General features: G+C 63.8%; 18 protein-coding genes. 8 read left to right on the top strand and 10 right to left on the bottom strand.

Features of this window, described 5'->3' with window-relative positions; all coding sequences use genetic code 11:
- Positions 1–55 precede the first annotated feature (55 nt).
- Positions 56–1,030: a nucleoside hydrolase gene (locus AC1D08_RS26810; RefSeq protein WP_457151783.1), complete on the top strand. Its 975-nt coding sequence runs from the start codon at positions 56–58 to the stop codon at positions 1,028–1,030.
- Positions 1,031–1,212: 182 nt separating this feature from the next.
- On the opposite strand, the gene AC1D08_RS26805 is transcribed toward AC1D08_RS26810, so the two are convergent.
- From AC1D08_RS26805 to AC1D08_RS26785, 5 genes are all read right to left on the bottom strand, one after another.
- Positions 1,213–2,196: a substrate-binding domain-containing protein gene (locus AC1D08_RS26805; RefSeq protein WP_457151784.1), complete on the bottom strand. Its 984-nt coding sequence runs from the start codon at positions 2,194–2,196 to the stop codon at positions 1,213–1,215.
- Between the two features lie 67 nt (positions 2,197–2,263).
- Positions 2,264–3,313 carry an ABC transporter permease gene (locus tag AC1D08_RS26800; RefSeq protein ID WP_457151785.1) on the bottom strand — a complete coding sequence of 350 codons (1,050 nt, stop codon included), beginning with the start codon at positions 3,311–3,313 and terminating at the stop codon, positions 2,264–2,266.
- Complete coding sequence (locus AC1D08_RS26795) at positions 3,313–4,830, bottom strand: sugar ABC transporter ATP-binding protein (protein WP_095086051.1); 1,518 nt, start codon at positions 4,828–4,830, stop codon at positions 3,313–3,315. The genes AC1D08_RS26800 and AC1D08_RS26795 overlap by 1 nt, the downstream gene beginning before the upstream one ends.
- Complete coding sequence (locus tag AC1D08_RS26790) at positions 4,827–5,825, bottom strand: LacI family DNA-binding transcriptional regulator (protein ID WP_457150676.1); 999 nt, start codon at positions 5,823–5,825, stop codon at positions 4,827–4,829. Before AC1D08_RS26790 ends, AC1D08_RS26795 begins: the two co-directional genes overlap by 4 nt.
- Entirely contained in the window at positions 5,809–6,105 is a 297-nt protein-coding gene (locus AC1D08_RS26785; protein ID WP_457150675.1) for a hypothetical protein, read from the bottom strand. The genes AC1D08_RS26790 and AC1D08_RS26785 overlap by 17 nt, the downstream gene beginning before the upstream one ends.
- Before the next feature lie 199 nt (positions 6,106–6,304).
- On the opposite strand from AC1D08_RS26785, the gene AC1D08_RS26780 reads away from it, so the two are divergent.
- From AC1D08_RS26780 to AC1D08_RS26770, 3 genes are all read left to right on the top strand, one after another.
- Entirely contained in the window at positions 6,305–6,748 is a 444-nt protein-coding gene (locus AC1D08_RS26780; protein ID WP_457150674.1) for an FAD-dependent oxidoreductase, read from the top strand.
- Complete coding sequence (locus AC1D08_RS26775; protein ID WP_457150673.1) at positions 6,645–7,880, top strand: FAD-dependent monooxygenase; 1,236 nt, start codon at positions 6,645–6,647, stop codon at positions 7,878–7,880. The genes AC1D08_RS26780 and AC1D08_RS26775 overlap by 104 nt, the downstream gene beginning before the upstream one ends.
- A 77-nt stretch (positions 7,881–7,957) precedes the next feature.
- Entirely contained in the window at positions 7,958–8,287 is a 330-nt protein-coding gene (locus AC1D08_RS26770; RefSeq protein WP_457150672.1) for a hypothetical protein, read from the top strand.
- Here the strand turns inward: AC1D08_RS26770 and AC1D08_RS26765 are convergent.
- A complete protein-coding gene (locus AC1D08_RS26765; RefSeq protein WP_457150671.1) occupies positions 8,263–9,798 on the bottom strand; it encodes a winged helix-turn-helix domain-containing tetratricopeptide repeat protein in 1,536 nt (511 codons plus the stop codon). The two genes, AC1D08_RS26770 and AC1D08_RS26765, sit on opposite strands and share 25 nt — an antisense overlap.
- Before the next feature lie 154 nt (positions 9,799–9,952).
- Between AC1D08_RS26765 and AC1D08_RS26760 the strand changes: the two genes are divergently transcribed.
- A complete protein-coding gene (locus tag AC1D08_RS26760) occupies positions 9,953–10,786 on the top strand; it encodes a GyrI-like domain-containing protein (RefSeq protein ID WP_457150670.1) in 834 nt (277 codons plus the stop codon).
- Positions 10,787–10,792: 6 nt separating this feature from the next.
- Here AC1D08_RS26760 and AC1D08_RS26755 read toward each other — a convergent pair whose 3' ends face one another.
- Genes AC1D08_RS26755 through AC1D08_RS26745 form a run of 3 tightly spaced genes read right to left on the bottom strand, consistent with a single transcriptional unit; the run spans position 10,793 to position 14,412 of the window.
- Positions 10,793–11,938 carry an alanine racemase gene (locus tag AC1D08_RS26755; protein WP_477424439.1) on the bottom strand — a complete coding sequence of 382 codons (1,146 nt, stop codon included), beginning with the start codon at positions 11,936–11,938 and terminating at the stop codon, positions 10,793–10,795.
- A complete protein-coding gene (locus AC1D08_RS26750; RefSeq protein WP_457150668.1) occupies positions 11,935–13,215 on the bottom strand; it encodes a D-arabinono-1,4-lactone oxidase in 1,281 nt (426 codons plus the stop codon). The genes AC1D08_RS26755 and AC1D08_RS26750 overlap by 4 nt, the downstream gene beginning before the upstream one ends.
- 9 nt (positions 13,216–13,224) lie before the next feature.
- Complete coding sequence (locus tag AC1D08_RS26745; protein ID WP_457150667.1) at positions 13,225–14,412, bottom strand: MFS transporter; 1,188 nt, start codon at positions 14,410–14,412, stop codon at positions 13,225–13,227.
- 124 nt (positions 14,413–14,536) lie between these two features.
- Here AC1D08_RS26745 and AC1D08_RS26740 point away from each other — a divergent pair, with 124 nt between their 5' ends.
- The 3 genes from AC1D08_RS26740 (at position 14,537) to groL (ending at position 17,351) form a co-directional block, all read left to right on the top strand.
- Complete coding sequence (locus tag AC1D08_RS26740; protein WP_095086073.1) at positions 14,537–15,163, top strand: TetR/AcrR family transcriptional regulator; 627 nt, start codon at positions 14,537–14,539, stop codon at positions 15,161–15,163.
- Positions 15,164–15,336: 173 nt separating this feature from the next.
- The gene (gene groES / locus AC1D08_RS26735; RefSeq protein ID WP_006203049.1) at positions 15,337–15,633 is read left to right on the top strand and encodes a co-chaperone GroES; all 297 of its coding nucleotides are present in this window, start codon (positions 15,337–15,339) and stop codon (positions 15,631–15,633) included.
- Between the two features lie 62 nt (positions 15,634–15,695).
- On the top strand, positions 15,696–17,351 hold the full coding sequence (groL, locus tag AC1D08_RS26730; protein WP_095086076.1) for a chaperonin GroEL: 1,656 nt from the start codon (positions 15,696–15,698) through the stop codon (positions 17,349–17,351).
- Between the two features lie 170 nt (positions 17,352–17,521).
- Here groL and AC1D08_RS26725 read toward each other — a convergent pair whose 3' ends face one another.
- On the bottom strand, positions 17,522–18,130 hold the full coding sequence (locus AC1D08_RS26725) for a TetR/AcrR family transcriptional regulator (protein WP_457150666.1): 609 nt from the start codon (positions 18,128–18,130) through the stop codon (positions 17,522–17,524).
- Positions 18,131–18,193: the final 63 nt, after the last annotated feature.

Genomic DNA, 18,193 nt, shown 5'->3' with positions numbered 1-18,193 from the left:
CGTAGGTGCGGCAGTCTCTTGTCCCGACAGGCTCGGCCGGCAAAAGAGGTGCCACATGGAAAAGATCATACTGGACTGCGACCCTGGGCATGATGACGCTATCGCCATCCTGCTGGCGGCAGGCAATCCACGGATCGATCTCCTCGGCATCACCACGGTGTCGGGCAACCACAATGTCGAAAACACCACGCGCAATGCCCTTTCGGTATGCACCGCCTACGGCATCAAGGTGCCGGTGGCGAAGGGCTCTCCCGGTCCGCTCCTCATCGATCAGGTGCTGGCCATCGAGATCCATGGCGAAACCGGGCTCGACGGCCCCGTACTGCCGCCCGCCTCGTTCGAACTCGACAAGCGCCATGCCGTCGACTTCATCATCGACACAGTCATGACGCATGAGCCGAAGACGATCACGCTGGTGCCGGTCGGTCCGTACACCAACATTGCACTTGCCGTGCGCAAGGACCCCCGCATCGTCGAGCGGGTGAAAGGGGTCGTCGCGATGGGGGGAAGTTATACCAGAGGCAACATCACGCCGGCGGCGGAGTTCAACGTCTATGCCGACCCGGAAGCCGCCGACGTGGTGTTCCGGGCCAACTGGGACGTCACCATGGTGGGGCTCGATCTCACGCACCAGGCGCTGGCCACCAAGGGACTTCAGGACAGGGTGCGCGCCGTCGGCGGCCCGATGGCCAAGTTCATCCTCGATATCTGGGAGTTCATTGCGACCACGCATGGGGGCCTCCTGCAGATCGAGTATCCTGCCATCCATGACGCGTGCTGCGTCGCGGCGATGATCGACCCGACCGTCTTCACCACCGAGAAGGCCGACATCCGCGTCGAGCTTGCCGGCCGTTGGACCAAGGGCATGACGGTCTGCAATTTCGAGAAGATGGGTGGCATGCACCATTTCGGCGGCACGGCGAGCGAGCAGGTCGACTTCCGCCACACCGTTGCGATGAAGCTCGACCATCAAAAATTCTGCGATTTGATCGTGGATGCGCTGGAGCGGCTGACGAGGCAGAAGGGGTGACACACACCCTTCCTCCGGACAGTCGTCGTAGCGATATCGCTATCTTCGTCCGTGACGTCACGCGCCCCGTGTGATCCAGCGAACTCTTGCCCACCGCGATCAGAGCCGGTCGACTTGCCGGTGAGGGTTGCGAACGCGCGCAGGGCGGGGTCTGGACCCCGCCCTGGACAGTCTACAAGAGCTTACTTGCCGGCGAGCTGCTTGGCGTTCTCGGGCGTGATCGCGGTGGTGTCGACGGTGACGGTCGAATCCACCGATGAGGCACAATCGAGCAGGATCTTCTTCGACATCTCGATCGCTTCCTTGGCACCGGTCGGATAGGTGAAGGTCGCGGCCCAGTCGCCTTTCGCCACCGCCTCGATGCCGCCGGCAGGTCCCGGCAAGCCGTCGGTGCCGATGATCTTGACGTCCTTGCCGGCACCCTTGGCAGCGAGCAGCGCGCCAGCCGCCATCATGTCGTTCGAGGCATAGAGCACCTTGATGTCGGGGTGCGCCTGCAGCATGGCCGAGAAGGCGGTCTGGGCTTTGTCCGGCACCCAGTCGGCGGCTTGTTCGGCGACGACCTGGATCTTGGCATTCTCCTTGACGCCATCCTTGAAGCCGTTCAGCCGTTCGACTGCGGGCGTAGAGCTTGGCAGTCCTTCGAGCACGGCTGCTTCGCCACCATCGGGCAGCAAGGTCTTGGCGGTATACTTGCCCGCCTCGAGCGCGATCTTGTAATTGTCGCCGCCGATGAAGGCGGTGTAGTCCTTGCCGGGATCGCCGACCGTCTTGCGATCGAGTTCGATGACCGGGATGCCGGCATCCATGGCGCGTTTGACCGCCGGCGTCAGCGGTGCCGCCTCGAAGGGCGAGATCAACAGCAAATCGACCTTCTGGGTGATGAAATTGTCGACCTGCGAGGTCTGCGTGTTGACGTTGCCGGCGCCGTCGGCGATCTGCAGCGTGAAGCCCGGCACTTCCTTGGCCGCCGCGGTCAGCTCGTCATTGACGTGCTGACGATAGGGTTCGGCATTGTTGGCTTGCGAAAAGCCGATGATGAACTGGCCGTCCTTGGCGCAGGCCTTGACCATGGGATCGGCAGCCTGGGCGGCTCCCGCGATGCACAGGCCAGCGCCTGCCAGAAGCGCGGCCTTGAGGGCACGCCTTTGTCTTGTGGTTTTCATACTCACTCTCCTCCTCGTCGGGCCGGGGCCAGACCTTGGTTGACTTCGACTTCCTGCCGCCAACCTCCTAACGACCCAAACCCTCGCGGCGACGAACGAGGGATTGAAGCACTGCCGCCAGCACGATGATCGCGGCGGTCGCGAGCAGCTGCATGGCGGGGGTGATGTTGTTGAGCTGAAGGATGTTGGCGAGCGCGCCGAGCATAATGGTGCCGGCGACGGTGCCGACCATCGAGCCGGCGCCGCCGAACAGGCTGGTGCCGCCGATGACCACGGCGGCAATCGCGGTAAGCTCGTAGCCCATGCCGTCATTGGCACTGCCAAAATTGAACTGGCCGGCATGCACGATGCCGGCAAGTGCGGCGGCAAAGCCGGTGATGGCGTAGACCGATATCTTGACCATCGACACCGGCACGCCGGAAATACGCGCCGCGCGCTCGTTGCCGCCGACGGCAAAGACATAGCGGCCGAAACGTGTGGTGTTGAGCACGATCGTGGCGATCGCGGCAAAGACGATGAACACGATCGTCGCCACAGGCACGGTGTTGTCGAACAGCCGCTCACCCAGCACCGCGAACACCGGTGGCGCCAGCCCCGGCCCGTCGCCATAGGAAATGTTGATGTACTGATTGCCCGACACGACCAACGCCAGTCCGCGCGCCGCCTGCAGGCCGGCGAGCGTCACGATGAACGGCTCGAGCCGGAAGCGGCTGGAGATGGTGCCCTGGATGACGCCGAAGACGATGCCCATGACGAGCACCGCGAGGATGGTGGGGATGAGCCCGAAGCCGCCCGAGATCATCATCGATGCCGTGACGACGCTGGAGAGCCCGAGCACAGCGCCGACAGAAAGGTCGATGCCAGCGGTGATGATGACAAAGGTCATGCCAATGGCGATGATGCCGGTCTCGGACACGGCGCGAACGATGTTGGCGATGTTGTCGGGATTGAGGAACAAGATTTCGCCATGCCGCCGCGGCGAGAAGATGACGCCGCCGATCGCCACGACGACGAGGCCGATCAGGCTCTGGAAGCGCACTACCAAGGCTAGCGGATCACGATGCACCGGTGCTGCGGCCACCGGGCCGCTTGCCGCCGAAATCTTCTGCTCAGACATCAGGCCTCCCTGCCATTTGCCGCGTCAAGCACCGTGTGCTCGTCGACGCCGCCGATGAATTCCGCCACGTTGCGCCCTTGGCGCAGCACCACGATGCGGTCGCACAGGCCGATCAGCTCCGGCATCTCGCTGGAAGCGACCAGAATACCGAGGCCCTGTGCAGCCAGTTGCCGCAGCCGCGTGTAGATCTCACCCTTGGCGCCGACATCGACGCCGCGCGTCGGTTCGTCGAGCAGCAGCAGCCGGGGATTGCCGAGGATCTCCTTGGCGAGCACCACCTTCTGCTGATTGCCACCCGAAAGCGCGCCGACGGCGATGTCAGGATTCTTCGGCCTGATATCGAACTGGCCGAAGGACTGCTTCACCGCGTCCGCCTGCCGGCGCGCCGACATCAGCCCGAAGGGTGAGATGCGTCGGATCACCGACATGACCAGGTTGAGGCCCACCGCCATCCTCAGCATCAAGCCGCTGCCGCGCCGATCGTCGGTGACGAAGGCGATGCCGGCGTCGCGTGCGGCTTTGATGGAATCGAGCTTTACCGGGCGGCCGTCGACCGCGACATCACCCTCCCAGCGGCCGGTAAGGCCGGTGCCGTAGAGCGCGCTCAAGAGTTCGGTACGCCCTGCCCCCATGATGCCGGCCAACCCGACGATCTCACCCGCCTTGACGTCGAGTGAGATGCCTGTCGGCGGCTGCCATCCAGCGCTTTCATGGGCGAGCCTGAAGCTCGCATTGCGCAGGCTGAGCAGCGTCTTGCCAGCCTCCCTGGCGCGCTCGGGATAAAGCTCATCCAGCGGTCGCCCGACCAGAAGGCGCACCAGCTCGGCCTGCGGCGCATGTGGCTCGGTGACGCCGGCGACGCGACCGTCGCGCATCACCGTAACCCGGTCGGCGATCTGCGGCACCTCTTCCAGGCGATGCGAGATATAGACGATGCCGACGCCGCTGGCGGCGAGCTTGCGCATGATGTCGAAGAGCCTTTCGACCTCGCCCACCGTCAGCGCTGCCGTCGGCTCGTCCATGATCAGCACGCGCGAGGCGTAGGAAAGCGCCTTGACTATCGCCACCACCTGGCGCTGGCCGATCGACAAGTTCGCCACCATGCTGGCGGGATCGATGGCAAGCTCTATGGCTTCGAGCCGTTTGCGGGCCTCGCTGCGCATCGCCGGCACGTCAAGGAAGCCGCCCGGCCGCATCAGTTCGCGGCCGAGGAAGAGGTTGGCCGCCACGTCGAGCGTTGGCACCAGGTCGAGCTCCTGGAAAATGGTGGCGATGCCGGCCGCCTGCGCTTCACGCGGATTGTTGAAGCGCACTGGCTTGCCGTCGATCTGGATGGTGCCCTCGTCCGGCGCATAGACACCCGACAACAGATTCATGAGGGTCGACTTGCCGGCGCCGTTTTCGCCGAGCAGCGCATGGATCTCGCCGGGTTTGAGGTCGAAGTCGACGCCACGCAGCGCCTGGACGCCGCCAAAGCGCTTGACCGCGCCGGTGACCGACAGCAGCGGCGCACTCATGCCGGCCTCGCGCAGGATTGACGGACCTGCAGCGCGGCCTGCAGCCGCACCGCCTGCGGCTCCAAACCGGTGGATGCGATGCGGGCGCAGAGCAAGGCAGCCGCCTGTCGTCCGATCTCGGTACAGGGCTGCGCGACAAGCGTCAGGCGCGGCTCGAAGCAGTCTGCCCATTCGAAATCGTCGAAGCCTGCAAGCGAAAGGTCCGCCGGGATCGAAAGGCCTCGTTCGCGGATCGCCCGCACCGCTCCGATCGTCGTCATGTTGTTGCCGGTGACCAATGCCGTAGGTGGCGAAGGCAATGACAGGATAGCGTGGGTCGATGCCGTTGCGCCCGCCGTGTCGACGTTCTCCGGCGAGACATAGTGCGGCAGGCACTCGAGTCCATTGGCGGCCAGCGACTCGCGAAAGGCGTCGATGCGTTCGCGCGTCGTCGCCAGATCCGGCTGGCCGGCGATGTAGCCGATGCGCTTGTGGCCGAAAGAGGCGACGTGATCGATCAGCGCGCGCATCGACGACTGGTTCTCGACGCCGATCTGGTCGAAGCGGTCGTCGGCGAAGCGGTCGATGAGCACGCAGGGCAGCTTCTTCTCTGCCAGATAGTCGATGGCCCGCTGCGGCGCGCCCGACGGCGCCAGGATGACGCCGTCGACCCGCCGCTGGTGGAAGGCCCGCACCACCGAAAGCTCGCGGTCGGGATCCTCCTGCGTATCAGAGAGGAAGACCATGAGGCCAAGGCGCGCGCATTCGGCCTCCACCGCGCAGATGATGTCGGTGAAATAGGGGTTGGAAATCGCCGAGATCGCCAAGCCCACACTGTTGGTCGAGGCCACTTTCAACGATCGCGCCAGCTCGTTGGGCTGATAACCCATGGCGGCGATCGCATCATTGATGAGCTGCGCCTTCTGCGGCGAGACAAAGCGGGTGCGGTTGATAACATGCGAAACGGTCGAAACCGACACGCCTGCGCGGCGCGCGACCTCAGCCATTGTCGGCATGGTGACTCAAACGGAGTGCTGGCAAGCGCTCCTCCCTGATGATGCGTTCCAGTCCGCTCTCATTGGTCTTGGCGGATTTTGGGAAACAATAGGGCCATCGAAACGTTTGCGCAATCGCTTCGATAGCCTTTTCCGGCCCAATTCTCGTCGCCCCCAAAAGATGGGCGTCTTGCAGGATCGGCCGATCATCTTCGTTTCGACTTTGCTCGATGCGCATTCGATGAAACTGACCGGGGTATCCCTTGGCGCTGTCAAGCGACGCTCTGCTGAGGCTGTCCACTCAAGGCAACATTCCCGGCCCGCCGTGCCGCGATCCTTGCCGCGCCGATAGCTCGAGGCGGTGGCGATGCCTGCACAAGCAGACGACCAACTCAACCAAACATCGGAAAATTTTCAGAAACGAATCGGGATTTTTCGGCCCCGAAATCGCAAGACCATGCGGCTGGCGAAAAAGTCCGCACTGTTCAAGGAGAAGAAAAATGAGCATGTCAAAGACCAAGGTCCTCATTGCCGGTGCCGGGCCGACCGGGCTGACGCTCGCGCTCTGGTTGACGCGACTCGGCGTGCCGGTCCGCATCTTCGACAAGGCGTCCGGTCCAGGCGAAACCTCGCGTGCGCTGGCCGTCCAGGCACGGACGCTGGAGTTCCATCGGCAGATCGGCATCGTCGAGGACGTGCTCGCCGCCGGCGTGCGGATCGAACAGCTCACCGTGCACACGCCGGCCGGCATAGCAGCCAGGTTGCCGCTCACCCGACTTCGGCCGCGGCATCAGCCCCTACCCGTTCGCTTTCGCGTTGCCGCAGGACATCCACGAGCGCGTGCTGATCACGCACCTGGAACGTGCCGGCGTCGAGGTCGAGCGCGACACGGAGCTGGTCGCCTTGGAGGACAAGGGCGATGCTGTCGTCGTTACCTTGAATAGGGACGGCCGCACTGAAACGGTCAGTGCCGCCTACCTGGCCGGTTGCGATGGCGCTCGCAGCGCCGTGCGCCACGGGCTGAACATCGGCTTTCCCGGCGGCACCTACGAACAGTCCTTCTACGTCGCCGACGTCGACGGTCGCGGCGACGTCACACGCAATGGCATGGACACTGTCATCAGCTCCTATGGCTTCGCCATCGTCATGCCGGTCCGGCAATCGGGCTCCCTGCGTCTGATCGGCATCGTGCCGAAAGCGCATGAGGCCGACGAGTCGATCACCTTCGAGACGATCCGCGCCGATGTCGAGCGTGACACCGGCGTCAAGGTTCATCTGGTCAACTGGTTCTCGACCTACCGCGTGCATCATCGAGTCGCCGAGAATTTCCGCATCGGCCGGGTGTTCCTCGCCGGCGATGCCGGCCACATCCACAGCCCGGCCGGCGGCCAGGGCATGAATACCGGCATGGGCGATGCGGTTAACCTCGCCTGGAAACTCGCTGCAGTGGTGCAGGGGCGCGCCGACCAGCGCCTGCTCGACAGCTACGAGCCGGAGCGCATCGCCTTCGCCCGCAAGCTGATCGACAGCACCGACCAGGCGTTTCGGGTCGCCACCAGCCGCTCGCGGCTGGTCGGGCTGTTCCGCCGCTACCTGATGCCGAAGATCCTGCGCATAGTGCTCGGGACGACGGTGGGATCGCGCGCGTTTTTCGGGCTGATTTCGCAGACCCGCATCCGCTACCGCGAAAGTCCGATCAGCAGCGGCAAGGCCGGTAAGATCGAGGGTGGCGACCGCCTGCCCTATATCGCCGGCACCAGGGACGACAATTTCGAGCCGCTGCGATCGCTGGATTGGCAGGTGCATGTCTATGGCGAACTCAATGCCGAGTTCCGGGCGATGCTTGCGCCCGCCGGCATCCCAATCCATGCCTTCGCTTGGTCGGACATGGCCAAGGCCGCTGGCCTGCAGCGCGACGGCGCCTATCTGGTGAGGCCGGACGGCCATGTCGCGCTGGCCTCACCGGTCCAGGAAGCAGCCTCCTTCCAGCGGTACATCGCGGGCCTCGCCATCAGGCCTCGGATCGCCGAGCGCGCTCCCTATCGCATCTCAGGCACCATGCACAGCCTGGCTTGAATCCGCCAACGCAACGGCGTGCGCTTTCGCGCGTACTGAAAAGACGTTTCATCATGACCAAAATCAGGAGAGAGAAAATGCCTATAGAATCCGTGAATAAGATCAGCCTGATCGCCACGGCGGCCGCTATTGGCCTCGCCGTAGAGATCATCGGCAGCACCTTGCCGGCGCTGTCATTCATCAGCCAGGCCGAGGCGCGTATCGGTCAGCCCTGGACGCCCCGCAGTGCCGCAGGCGTGGCGCGGCGGACCACAGCATGGCGCGTGCTGAGACACACCACGGCTTGGGTCGCCACACTGCCGACAGGCTGCGTGCGCACCAAGGTCAACGGCTTCGATGTCTGGCGTTGCGGCGGCACATACTACCGTGCCTATCAGGGCCGCTATATCGTGGTGGTCGTCGATTGACCGGCCTCGGACGTGGTCTCGCCGAGTGCGAGTCTGACGCCTTCCGCAAGGTGCTCGGCGTCGACCTTGTTCTCGAATGGCACGCCGCGCAGCGCGTAGTCGATCGGCGAAAACGGATCGCCCGGCTCGATGAGGGCGATCTGCCGCCGCGCCCGCTCCATGTCGCCTATCTGGGCATAGCAGGCCGCCAGCCTGGTGCGTATCCAGGGCGCGGGACGCGTGGCTAACTCCAGCGCCTCCGCCGCCTGCCGGTATTCCCCCATCATGTAGAGTGCCAGAGCCCTGTCAAACTGGTACCAGTGCGGGTGCAAGGGATCGATGCGGATGCCGCGCGCCAGCCACGTCAGCGCATCCAGCGGCCGGCCGCGCATGGTGAGCAGCATGCCCATCTGCTCGATGCAGTCGGCATCGTAGGGATTGAGCTGCAGCGCGATGCGCATGTGATGCTCGGCCGCTTCATGGTCGCGCATATACAGCCTGATCAATGACTGCACACGGTGGCCGGTCGGCTGGTCCGGCGACAATGCCAGGCCCTTGTCGGCGAGATCGCGCGCATTTTCCAGCACTGCGTCGCTGGCGCGCCCGAATTCTCCATCCAGCGCCCGCGTCAGAGCGAGATAAGTGTAGGCCAGTCCATAGTTCGGATCCTTGGCGATTGCCGCCTCGAACAGAGCCTCCGCACCTTTCTGGTCGGTCTGGGCCGGGTCGCGCAACAGCGCAAAGCCGCGCAAAGCCAGTTCATAGGCGGCAAGGCTGGTGACCGGCTTGCGCGATGCCTGTTGCAGCCCTGCATTGGTGACCCGCGTAACCAGCCTGCCGACGATCTGCTCGACGACCTCCTGCTCGATGGCGAACAGGCCTGTGCCCTGCGACTGGTAGCGGTCGCCCCAGAGTTGGCTCGCAGTCGCGATATCGATCAGGTTCACGGCCGTTATCACTTGCTCGCCTTGGCGTCGCAGCGATCCTTCGACAAGATAATCGGCGCCGATGCGGGCGCGGATTTGAGACCACTCGTCGCGTCCGAAGGAGGCGAACGAAAAACTCGAATTGCGGGCGAGCACCGTGACCGTCCCAAAGCGCGCCAGGCCGTTGATGATATCCTCGGCAAAGCCGTCGACCACCGCCTCGTCGGCCGGATCACCGCTGTCGTTGCGAAAGCGTATCACGGCCACGACCGGTTGCGCCCCGATCTCCGGCGCGGTCTCGGCTTCAGCGGCGAGCATATAGCCGCGCTTGGATACAGTACGCACCATATCGTCGCCGAGCACCTTGCGGATTTCGCGGATCGACTGGGTCAGCGAATCCTCGGTGACGTAGACACCCGGCCATACGACATCCATCAGTTCCGATTTCGGAACGACGCGGCCCATGTTGCGGGCAAGGTGCGAAAGCAGCGCGTAGGCCTTCGGGCGCAGGAACAGCGGCTCGTTGACGCCACGCAACGTTCCCCTGTCTAGGTCGAGAGTGTATCCGCCGAACCGGAAAAGCTGACCGGCAGTCGCCGTCGTCATTGGGACCCCTCCCCGGACACTGCACATCATGCCGCGTCGAACCCACATCAACGCGGCACGGGATTTGGTGCATTATTGCCCAGTGCGCAATTTCAATCAAACTGGCCGCTTGGAGAGACAGCAAGATGATCTGGCCAACGCGGGAAGGAACTCGATGAATCCGACGGAAAAAGCGCTGTGGTTCGTCGAGAGCCATCTGCCCGAGGCGGTCTCGCTCGACGATATCGCCCAAAGCAGTGGCGTGTCGCGCTTTCATGTGACGCGGGCTTTCGGGGCCGCCACCGGCCGCTCGGTGATGGGCTACATGCGCGCACGCCGGCTGACCGAAGCGGCGCGCAAGCTGGCCCGCGGGGCGCCCGACATCCTCTCGCTCGCGCTCGACGCCGGCTACAACTCGCATGAGGCTTTCACCCGCGCCTTCCGCGACCAGTTCGGCACCACGCCGGAACTGGTGCGCGCGCGAGGCACGCTCGACAACCTCGATCTCGTGGAGCCGATCCTGATGGACCAGTCCTTCCTTGCCCACCTCGAACCACCGCGCTTCGAAACCAGCCGGCCGTTCCTGATCGCCGGCCTCGGCGAACGCTACAGCTGCGAATCGAGCGCCGCCATTCCCATGCAGTGGCAACGTTTCGGTCCCTATATCGGCAACATTCCGGGCGAGACCAGCGACGTCGCCTACGGCGTCTGCGTCAACGGCGACGATGCCGGCAATTTCGACTACATCGCCGGCGTCGAAGTGTCGGATTTTTCCGACCTGCCGAAGGAGCTCAGCCGGGTGCGCGTGCCAGCGCACAAATATGCCGTCTTTGCCCATCGCGAGCACATCTCGACCATCCGCCGGACCGTCAACACGATCTGGAACAAATGGCTGCCGGCCTCCGGTCACGAGATCGCGGATGCTCCCGAATTCGAGCGCTACGGCCCCGAATTCGATCCGCGCAGCGGCAATGGCGGGCTGGAGATCTGGATACCGATCAAAGCGTAGTCAGGATTACATCATCGGCAGTGCCGGCCAGCGATCGGTTATCCTGCCACCGGAGAACACCGCGATCGATCCGAACTGCTGCAGCACCGCCTCGCTCTGCGTCGGGCGCAGGAAGGCGTAGTCGCTAGGCCCTGCGGTCGCGTCAGCCGGCAGACCCATGAATTGCTGGTTCGAGGAGAGGCCGAGCAGGCTGTTCGTCTTCATGCCTTCGGGAAAGGCCGGCTCGGCCATCCACTTGCCGCCATAGAGATAGCAGCCCTTGCGTGGAAAGCGGCCGAGCGCCTGCAGCAGGCGGGTGACGGCCGGCGGGCCGGGCAGCTTCGGCTCTACCACTTTCAGGATCGGCGTCGCGATAAAGGCCGCCGGCTGGAAGCCTTCGAGGCCGGGCGTATCGAAATCGCTCGGCAGCACAAAGGCCGAGCCCATCGACACCTCGTTGGCAGCGCTGCGATGGTGTAGCAGCGCGGTCTTGCTGCCGCCGATGTTGAGGATGCGGCGCTGGTCGGCGCCGAGGCACGCGACGAAGGCGGTGGCCCGTTCCGAAGCTTTCGCCAACGCCTTGGCCGGCCCGCCGAACAGGCCGGGGATGAGCGGCGCATGCGCCTCGTAAGCCATGACGCCTTCGCAATGCAGCCGTTGGTGAGCCGGCAGCGCGCCTAATGCTTTCGATAAGGCCTCCGGGCTGGCAAAGCCGCCGCGATGCAGCCCGACATCGATCTCGAAGGCGATGCGCAGCTCGACGCCGAGTTCGTCCGCGAGTGCGCCATACTCGGCCAGCCTCTCCTGGGTATCGATCAGCCAGCAGACACGCGACCAGTCGGCGTCCCCTTTCACCAGTGCCGCCCTTGCCGCTTCGACCGGCATCGGCTTGCCATAGAGCAGATCGGCATCTGGAAATGCCTTCAACACCGCTCCGCTGATCGGCGGATGGAAAGTCATGAATCGATTGGTGCCTAGAGCCTTGCCGATGTGTGACAGCAGCGGCAGGCAAGCGAGCGACTTGTCGACCAGCCGCACGGCAAGGCCGGCGTCAAGCCTCTCTTTCACCAGGACAATGTTGCGGTCCAGCCGATCGCGATCAAGCAGCAGACAGGGCTGGAAGATACCGGCTTGCTTCAACGCGTCCGAAAGAGCGACGAAATAGGCGCTCATTGGTCGATGCCGAACAGGCCGGCCATGTATGGCGAGATGAGTCGGTTTTGCGGGTCGATGTCGCGGCGGACCGCCATGGCGTCGTCCCAGCGCGGATAGAGCTTTTTCAAGTCCGCCGCCTTCAGGCTGTGCATCTTGCCCCAATGCGGCCTGCCGCCATACTTGCGGAAGATCGGCTCGGCCGCCCTCATGAACGGCAGCGGATCGCTTGCCGCGTCATGGTGGATGGCGATCGAGCAGGTCAGCCTGTTGTGGAATGGCGAAAGCCAAAACTGATCCGGTGCGACGGAGCGAACTTCCATCGGGAAATAGACCTCGGAAAAACGCTGTTCCGTCAGTTCGATGATCTCGGCCAGCGCCTTCGGCCCCTCCTCGAACGGCAGATGATATTCCATCTCGTTGAACTTGGTCTGCCGGTCGCTGGCATAGACGTTGAGCCAGTCCTGCACATAATCCTCGGCAGGCACTTTCGCGACGGCGCCGCGGATCAGCCGGCGGCGGAGCGACGGCAGCCAGGCGAGCCCGGTGCGCAGCCGGCGCAGCGTCCTCAACCCGCCCTCGTCATCCTCGGTCGGGCGCGTGGTGGTCGCCGCGGTGCTGAAATCGCTGGCGATGAACTGCGCATAGCCGGAAAACGGAATGTAGTAGAATTCGGCCGAACGATGCGCGGCCATCATCGTTTCGAAATCGCGCAGCATGTCGGCGATCGGCAGCACCCATTTGCGGCGGCGCAGCCGGTAGGTCGCAATGTTGTTCAGCGTCACCTCGGTCATCACGCCGAAGGCGCCAAGTGCGACGCCGGCCGCATGGATCATCTCCTGATCCCCTGCCCGCTTGAAGTCGCGGAGTTTGCCAAGCCCGTCGACGATCTGCACTGTTTCAAGCTGCGTGTGGTAGGCGCCGAGCGTCGGTCCAGAGCCATGCGTGGCGGTGCCGAGCGCGCCACCGATCGCCTGGCGGTCGATGTCGCCCATATTGGGCAGGCCCTGGCCGATGCCTTGCAGGATGTGCATGAGCGGGCCGAGCCGGGTCCCTGCCCGCACGCGTGCCTGATGCTTTTCGGCGTTGTGCGAGACCAGCCCTTCCAGTCTCTCCAAGGACAGGATCGTGCCCTCGGATTTTACCAGCGGCGTAAAGGAATGGCCGGCTCCGACGACGCGGACCGGACCGGGTGCGGTGCGAACGAGATCACCGAGTTCGCCGGCGTCAGTTGGGGTGGCAATCAGCTGCGGTTCAGCGCTGACGTAGCCGGACCAGTTGCTCCAGGTGTTCGACATGTTGCCTCCTCAGGCAACGGCGCGGCGACGCCGCGACACGAGGATGAACAGGCCGAGCAGCGCCGCGCTGGCAATGGCGCTGGTGGCGGCGAATTCCGGCACCGGGCGAAAATCCTTGCCGTCGATGAGCAGCGACGCCGCGACCGGCCCTATCGCCAGGCCAAAAAGCTGCGCCGCCGGCACCAGCAGCACGGCGGTGCGCGTCTCATCGGCGGTGATCGCCAGCCGGATCTGGTAAGGCACGATGAACAAGAGGATGAAGCCCATGATCAAGGCGGCAACCCAGAATGTGATGAGGTCAGGTCCGCTGGCGAGGACCAGGGAGCTGACAAACGCGACGGCACCGATCGCCGCAATGGCAAGGCGGTAGTCGATGCGCGCCTCGAACACGGTCGCCGTCATCGCACCCAGGACCTGAACCGCGAGGCTGGCCGAGACGATCAGGCCAACGGTGCGGCCATCGATGCCGTATTGTGCGCCAAGCGGCTCCAGAAAGGCCCACACCGCGCCGAAGAACATGAAGTAGCAGAAGACCGACAGCAGGGCGGTCATCGAAGGGACCGTCAGCACATTGGCCAGATTCTCTTCCTTGGGCAGATCGGCATAGTCAGTGGGAACGGTGAAGGCGACCGCCAGCGAGGCAACGCAGACGATGGCGAGAACGATGAAGCCGCCCGCCGACCCGGCTGCCGGGATGACATAGAGCGCCAGCAGCAGGGCAAGCGCGCATTGCGCCAGCGTTTGCATGGTGACGAAATAGCCACCGATGCGCTCGGCCCGCCGTGAGCGGGCAATGAGTTCGGTGGCGACCGCCACCAGGCCGCCCTCGGCCAGCCCGGCCAGGGCGCGAACCGCAATCAGCATGTTGGCGCCGGCGGCATAGGCCGTCCAAACATTCGCCATCGCCAGCAGGAGCAGAAGGGCCGCACTTTTCCAGCGCATGTTGTGGGCCGAAAGCAGCATCGCCACGATTGCCGAGCCGATAGCAATGGCGATCATCTCGGCGGTGGCGACCAGCGCCAGCTCATCGCCGCTGACATGGCCCTCGGTGAAAAGGGCGCCGAGCAGCACCGGCTGCAGTCCGAGGATGAGCAGGCCGACCGAACCGATCCACAGCGCCGAGGCAAGCTGCCGGCCGGTCGGATTGCCGACCAGCCAGTCGCCGCTTCCGGTGTGCCCGGTATCTGTCGAAGTCAAAGGCGTCTCCCAACGTCCTTGCCGTGCGGCAAAAAAACTGACAACCTGTCAGCATTTCAGAAACTGATACTTGATCATATTTTTTGTCAATCAGAATTTGGAAACTCGTGCGAAAGACCCGTGCATGATGGAAGCAACGCGAACGGCCACCGAACCCAGGCGCAAACCCAAGCAGGAGCGCAGCCGCGAGCGCATTGACGCGATCCTGTCGACAACCATGCGGCTGATCGGCGAAAAGGGCATCGACGCCGTGACAATGAAGGAGGTCGGCATGCTGGCGGGCGGACCGATCGCCACCGTCTACCATTACTTCCCCAACAAGTCGGCGATCCTGGCAATGCTCTACGAGCGGTTTTCCGAGGTCAGCCGCACGCGGCTGACAGCGATCATCAGCGACATCCGCGAGGCCAAGGACGTGATCGTGGCGGCCGACCGGCTGCTTGACGACTATCACAGCCGTGTCGCCGGCGATCCGGCCATCCAGGATTTGCAGAACGCCATCCAAGCCGACAAGGCGCTCAAGAATCTCGACATCGCCGAAACCCGGCATCAAGCCAAGATGTTCTGCGACCGCGTCAGTCCCCTGCTCGCCCCCGAGAAGCGCGAGCAGTTCGAACGCATCGTTCTGCTGATCTTCCAGCTAGCCGGTGGTGTGGTGCGCCTGGCACTTGCCGAGGGCGAAGCGGAAAGTCGGCAAACCATCGAGGATTACCGGTCGATCATCCACACTCAGTTGCGGCTCTTTCTCTAGCCGCCGCCTCATGCGAATTTCGCGTGTTTCGACAGCGTGTCGCGCCTTGACTCTGGCAGGCCGGCGGCCTATTTCAGCGCCACGTTAGCACTCGCCATTGGTGAGTGCTAACCATATGTCCGGCGTCGCCGGACGGAGGAACTGTTCTCACCGTTCTCATCGAGGAAGAAAAAATGGCAAAGTCGAAGTTCCGCCCGCTTCATGACCGCGTGGTCGTTCGCCGGGTCGAATCCGAATCCAAGACCGCCGGCGGGATCATCATCCCCGATACGGCAAAGGAAAAGCCGCAGGAAGGCGAGATCATCGCTGTCGGCTCCGGCGCTCGTGACGAAGCCGGCAAGCTTGTCCCGCTGGACGTCAAGGCCGGCGACCGCATCCTGTTCGGCAAGTGGTCGGGCACCGAAGTCAAGCTCAATGGCGAAGACCTTCTGATCATGAAGGAATCCGACATCATGGGCATCATCGGCTGATATCAGCACTTTCCGTCAACTGAATTCCCGGGCTCAATCCAAGCCCTTGCCAGGAGTTAAAAATGGCTGCCAAAGACGTAAAATTCTCCCGTGATGCCCGCGAGCGCATGCTGCGCGGCGTCAACATCCTCGCCGACGCGGTGAAGGTCACTCTCGGCCCCAAGGGCCGCAACGTCGTCATCGACAAGTCGTTCGGCGCCCCGCGCATCACTAAGGACGGCGTCACCGTCGCCAAGGAAATCGAGCTCGAGGACAAGTTCGAAAACATGGGCGCGCAGATGGTCCGCGAAGTTGCTTCGAAGACCAACGACATCGCCGGCGACGGCACCACGACCGCGACCGTTCTGGCGCAGTCGATCGTCCAGGAAGGCCACAAGTCGGTTGCCGCCGGCATGAACCCGATGGACCTGAAGCGCGGCATCGATCTGGCCGTGACCGAAGTCGTCGCGGCGCTCGGCAAGGCTGCCAAGAAGATCAAGACCTCCGAGGAAGTTGCTCAGGTCGGCACGATCTCGGCCAATGGCGACGAGTCGGTCGGCAAGATGATCGCGGAAGCGATGCAGAAGGTCGGCAACGAGGGCGTCATCACGGTCGAGGAAGCCAAGACCGCCGAGACCGAACTCGAAGTCGTCGAAGGCATGCAGTTCGACCGCGGCTACCTCAGCCCCTACTTCGTCACCAACGCCGACAAGATGGTTGCCGAGCTCGAGGACGTCTACATCCTCCTGCACGAGAAGAAGCTCTCCAACCTTCAGGCCATGCTGCCGGTTCTCGAAGCCGTCGTGCAGACCTCGAAGCCACTGCTCATCATCTCGGAAGACGTCGAAGGCGAGGCTCTGGCCACGCTGGTCGTCAACAAGCTGCGTGGCGGCCTGAAGATCGCCGCCGTCAAGGCGCCGGGCTTCGGTGATCGCCGCAAGGCCATGCTGGAAGACATCGCCATCCTCACCGGTGGCCAGGTCATTTCGGAAGACCTCGGCATCAAGCTCGAGAACGTCGGCCTCAACATGCTCGGCCGCGCCAAGAAGGTGTCGATCTCCAAGGAGAACACCACCATCGTCGACGGCGCCGGCAAGAAGGCCGAGATCCAGGGCCGCGTCGCCCAGATCAAGCAGCAGATCGAAGAGACCACCTCGGACTACGACAAGGAGAAGCTGCAGGAACGTCTCGCGAAGCTCGCGGGCGGCGTTGCGGTGATCCGCGTCGGCGGTGCGACGGAAGTCGAAGTCAAGGAAAAGAAGGATCGCGTCGATGACGCCCTCAACGCGACCCGCGCGGCCGTGGAAGAAGGCATCGTTGCAGGCGGCGGCGTCGCCCTGCTGCGCGCTTCGGCCAACATCAAGGCCACCGGCGCCAATGCCGACCAGGCCGCTGGCATCAACATCGTTCGTCGTGCACTGCAGGCTCCGGCCCGCCAGATCGCGGCCAACGCCGGTGCGGAAGCATCGATCGTTGCCGGCAAGATCCTCGAGAACAAGGGCGCGACCTTCGGCTACAACGCCCAGACCGGCGAGTATGGCGACATGATCGCCATGGGTATCGTCGATCCGGTCAAGGTCGTGCGTACGGCTCTCCAGGACGCGGCCTCGGTCGCCGGCCTGCTCGTCACCACCGAAGCCATGATCGCGGAGGCTCCGAAGAAGGAGTCGGCTGGCGGCGGCATGCCTGGCGGCATGGGCGGCGGCGGCATGGGCGGCATGGGCGGCATGGACTTCTAAGAAGTCCATAAAGCACGCCCATGAATCCAAGTTGCTCAAGCCCGCAAGCGGGCTTGAGTGGCGGCATGGACTTCTAATCCAGCCCCTATCAACCTTCAGATACGGAAAGGGCGCCGAAAGGCGCCCTTTCTGTTTGCGTGTACCTTAAATCGTCGCGCCTTGACCGGCCCTCAGACCGCGGCATCCGCGCGTCGCCGTGCCTCTCCAGCCAGCACCGCGCCTTCAATCAGTGCCGCGACTTCGTCGGCGACCGCCTGCAACGGGGCGCGGTCGCGGGTGGCGCGCGCGATCACCATCAGCCCTTCCAGCGACGATTCGACCAGCAGCGCCAAAGCATGCGCGCGGCGCTCGGGCACCCCTGCCCTGACGAAGGCCTCTCGCAGCAAGCCGATCCATTGCTCGAAGGCCGATCTGCACAATTCGGCCAGCTCCGGCACATCGACCGGTGAATCCAACACCACGGGTGCGATCGGGCAGCCGAGCGTGAATTGGTTCTCCTCGAGCATGTGTCCGACCTCCTGGTAGATATGGTGGACGGCCACTGCCGGATCCTGCTCGGCGGCCAATGCCGCGCCCAGCCTTTGCGTCACCTTGTCGACGCTGTCACGCGTCACCTCGATGACCAGTTGGTCCTTGCCGCCGGGAAAGTGGAAGTAGAGCGAGCCGCGCGGCGCACCGCTGGCGCTCAAAATGTCATTGAGCGAGGTGCCGTGATAGCCACGCTGCCTGAGCAGCAGCGCTGTCGTCTCGAGTATGCGGGTGCGGGTGTCGTTGGCCATGTCAACCTCTGTCAGTAGCAATCATTATAGGCCTTGCATCAAATATGACAATCGGTCTACATA

The organism is Mesorhizobium sp. P2_E6, assembly GCF_056403835.1.
Note: the sequence above shows the minus strand (reverse complement) of the source record. Positions and strands in the feature narration are given on the sequence as shown.

What these genes read in the sequence shown, in the direction of transcription:
- AC1D08_RS26810 (WP_457151783.1), top strand. Translation starts at nt 56, where the DNA reads ATGGAAAAGATCATACTGGACTGCGACCCTGGGCATGATGACGCTATC.
- AC1D08_RS26805 (WP_457151784.1), bottom strand. Translation starts at nt 2,196, where the DNA reads ATGAAAACCACAAGACAAAGGCGTGCCCTCAAGGCCGCGCTTCTGGCA.
- AC1D08_RS26800 (WP_457151785.1), bottom strand. Translation starts at nt 3,313, where the DNA reads ATGTCTGAGCAGAAGATTTCGGCGGCAAGCGGCCCGGTGGCCGCAGCA.
- AC1D08_RS26795 (WP_095086051.1), bottom strand. Translation starts at nt 4,830, where the DNA reads ATGAGTGCGCCGCTGCTGTCGGTCACCGGCGCGGTCAAGCGCTTTGGC.
- AC1D08_RS26790 (WP_457150676.1), bottom strand. Translation starts at nt 5,825, where the DNA reads ATGCCGACAATGGCTGAGGTCGCGCGCCGCGCAGGCGTGTCGGTTTCG.
- AC1D08_RS26780 (WP_457150674.1), top strand. Translation starts at nt 6,305, where the DNA reads ATGAGCATGTCAAAGACCAAGGTCCTCATTGCCGGTGCCGGGCCGACC.
- AC1D08_RS26770 (WP_457150672.1), top strand. Translation starts at nt 7,958, where the DNA reads ATGCCTATAGAATCCGTGAATAAGATCAGCCTGATCGCCACGGCGGCC.
- AC1D08_RS26765 (WP_457150671.1), bottom strand. Translation starts at nt 9,798, where the DNA reads ATGACGACGGCGACTGCCGGTCAGCTTTTCCGGTTCGGCGGATACACT.
- AC1D08_RS26760 (WP_457150670.1), top strand. Translation starts at nt 9,953, where the DNA reads ATGAATCCGACGGAAAAAGCGCTGTGGTTCGTCGAGAGCCATCTGCCC.
- AC1D08_RS26755 (WP_477424439.1), bottom strand. Translation starts at nt 11,938, where the DNA reads ATGAGCGCCTATTTCGTCGCTCTTTCGGACGCGTTGAAGCAAGCCGGT.
- AC1D08_RS26750 (WP_457150668.1), bottom strand. Translation starts at nt 13,215, where the DNA reads ATGTCGAACACCTGGAGCAACTGGTCCGGCTACGTCAGCGCTGAACCG.
- AC1D08_RS26740 (WP_095086073.1), top strand. Translation starts at nt 14,537, where the DNA reads ATGATGGAAGCAACGCGAACGGCCACCGAACCCAGGCGCAAACCCAAG.
- groES (WP_006203049.1), top strand. Translation starts at nt 15,337, where the DNA reads ATGGCAAAGTCGAAGTTCCGCCCGCTTCATGACCGCGTGGTCGTTCGC.
- groL (WP_095086076.1), top strand. Translation starts at nt 15,696, where the DNA reads ATGGCTGCCAAAGACGTAAAATTCTCCCGTGATGCCCGCGAGCGCATG.
- AC1D08_RS26725 (WP_457150666.1), bottom strand. Translation starts at nt 18,130, where the DNA reads ATGGCCAACGACACCCGCACCCGCATACTCGAGACGACAGCGCTGCTG.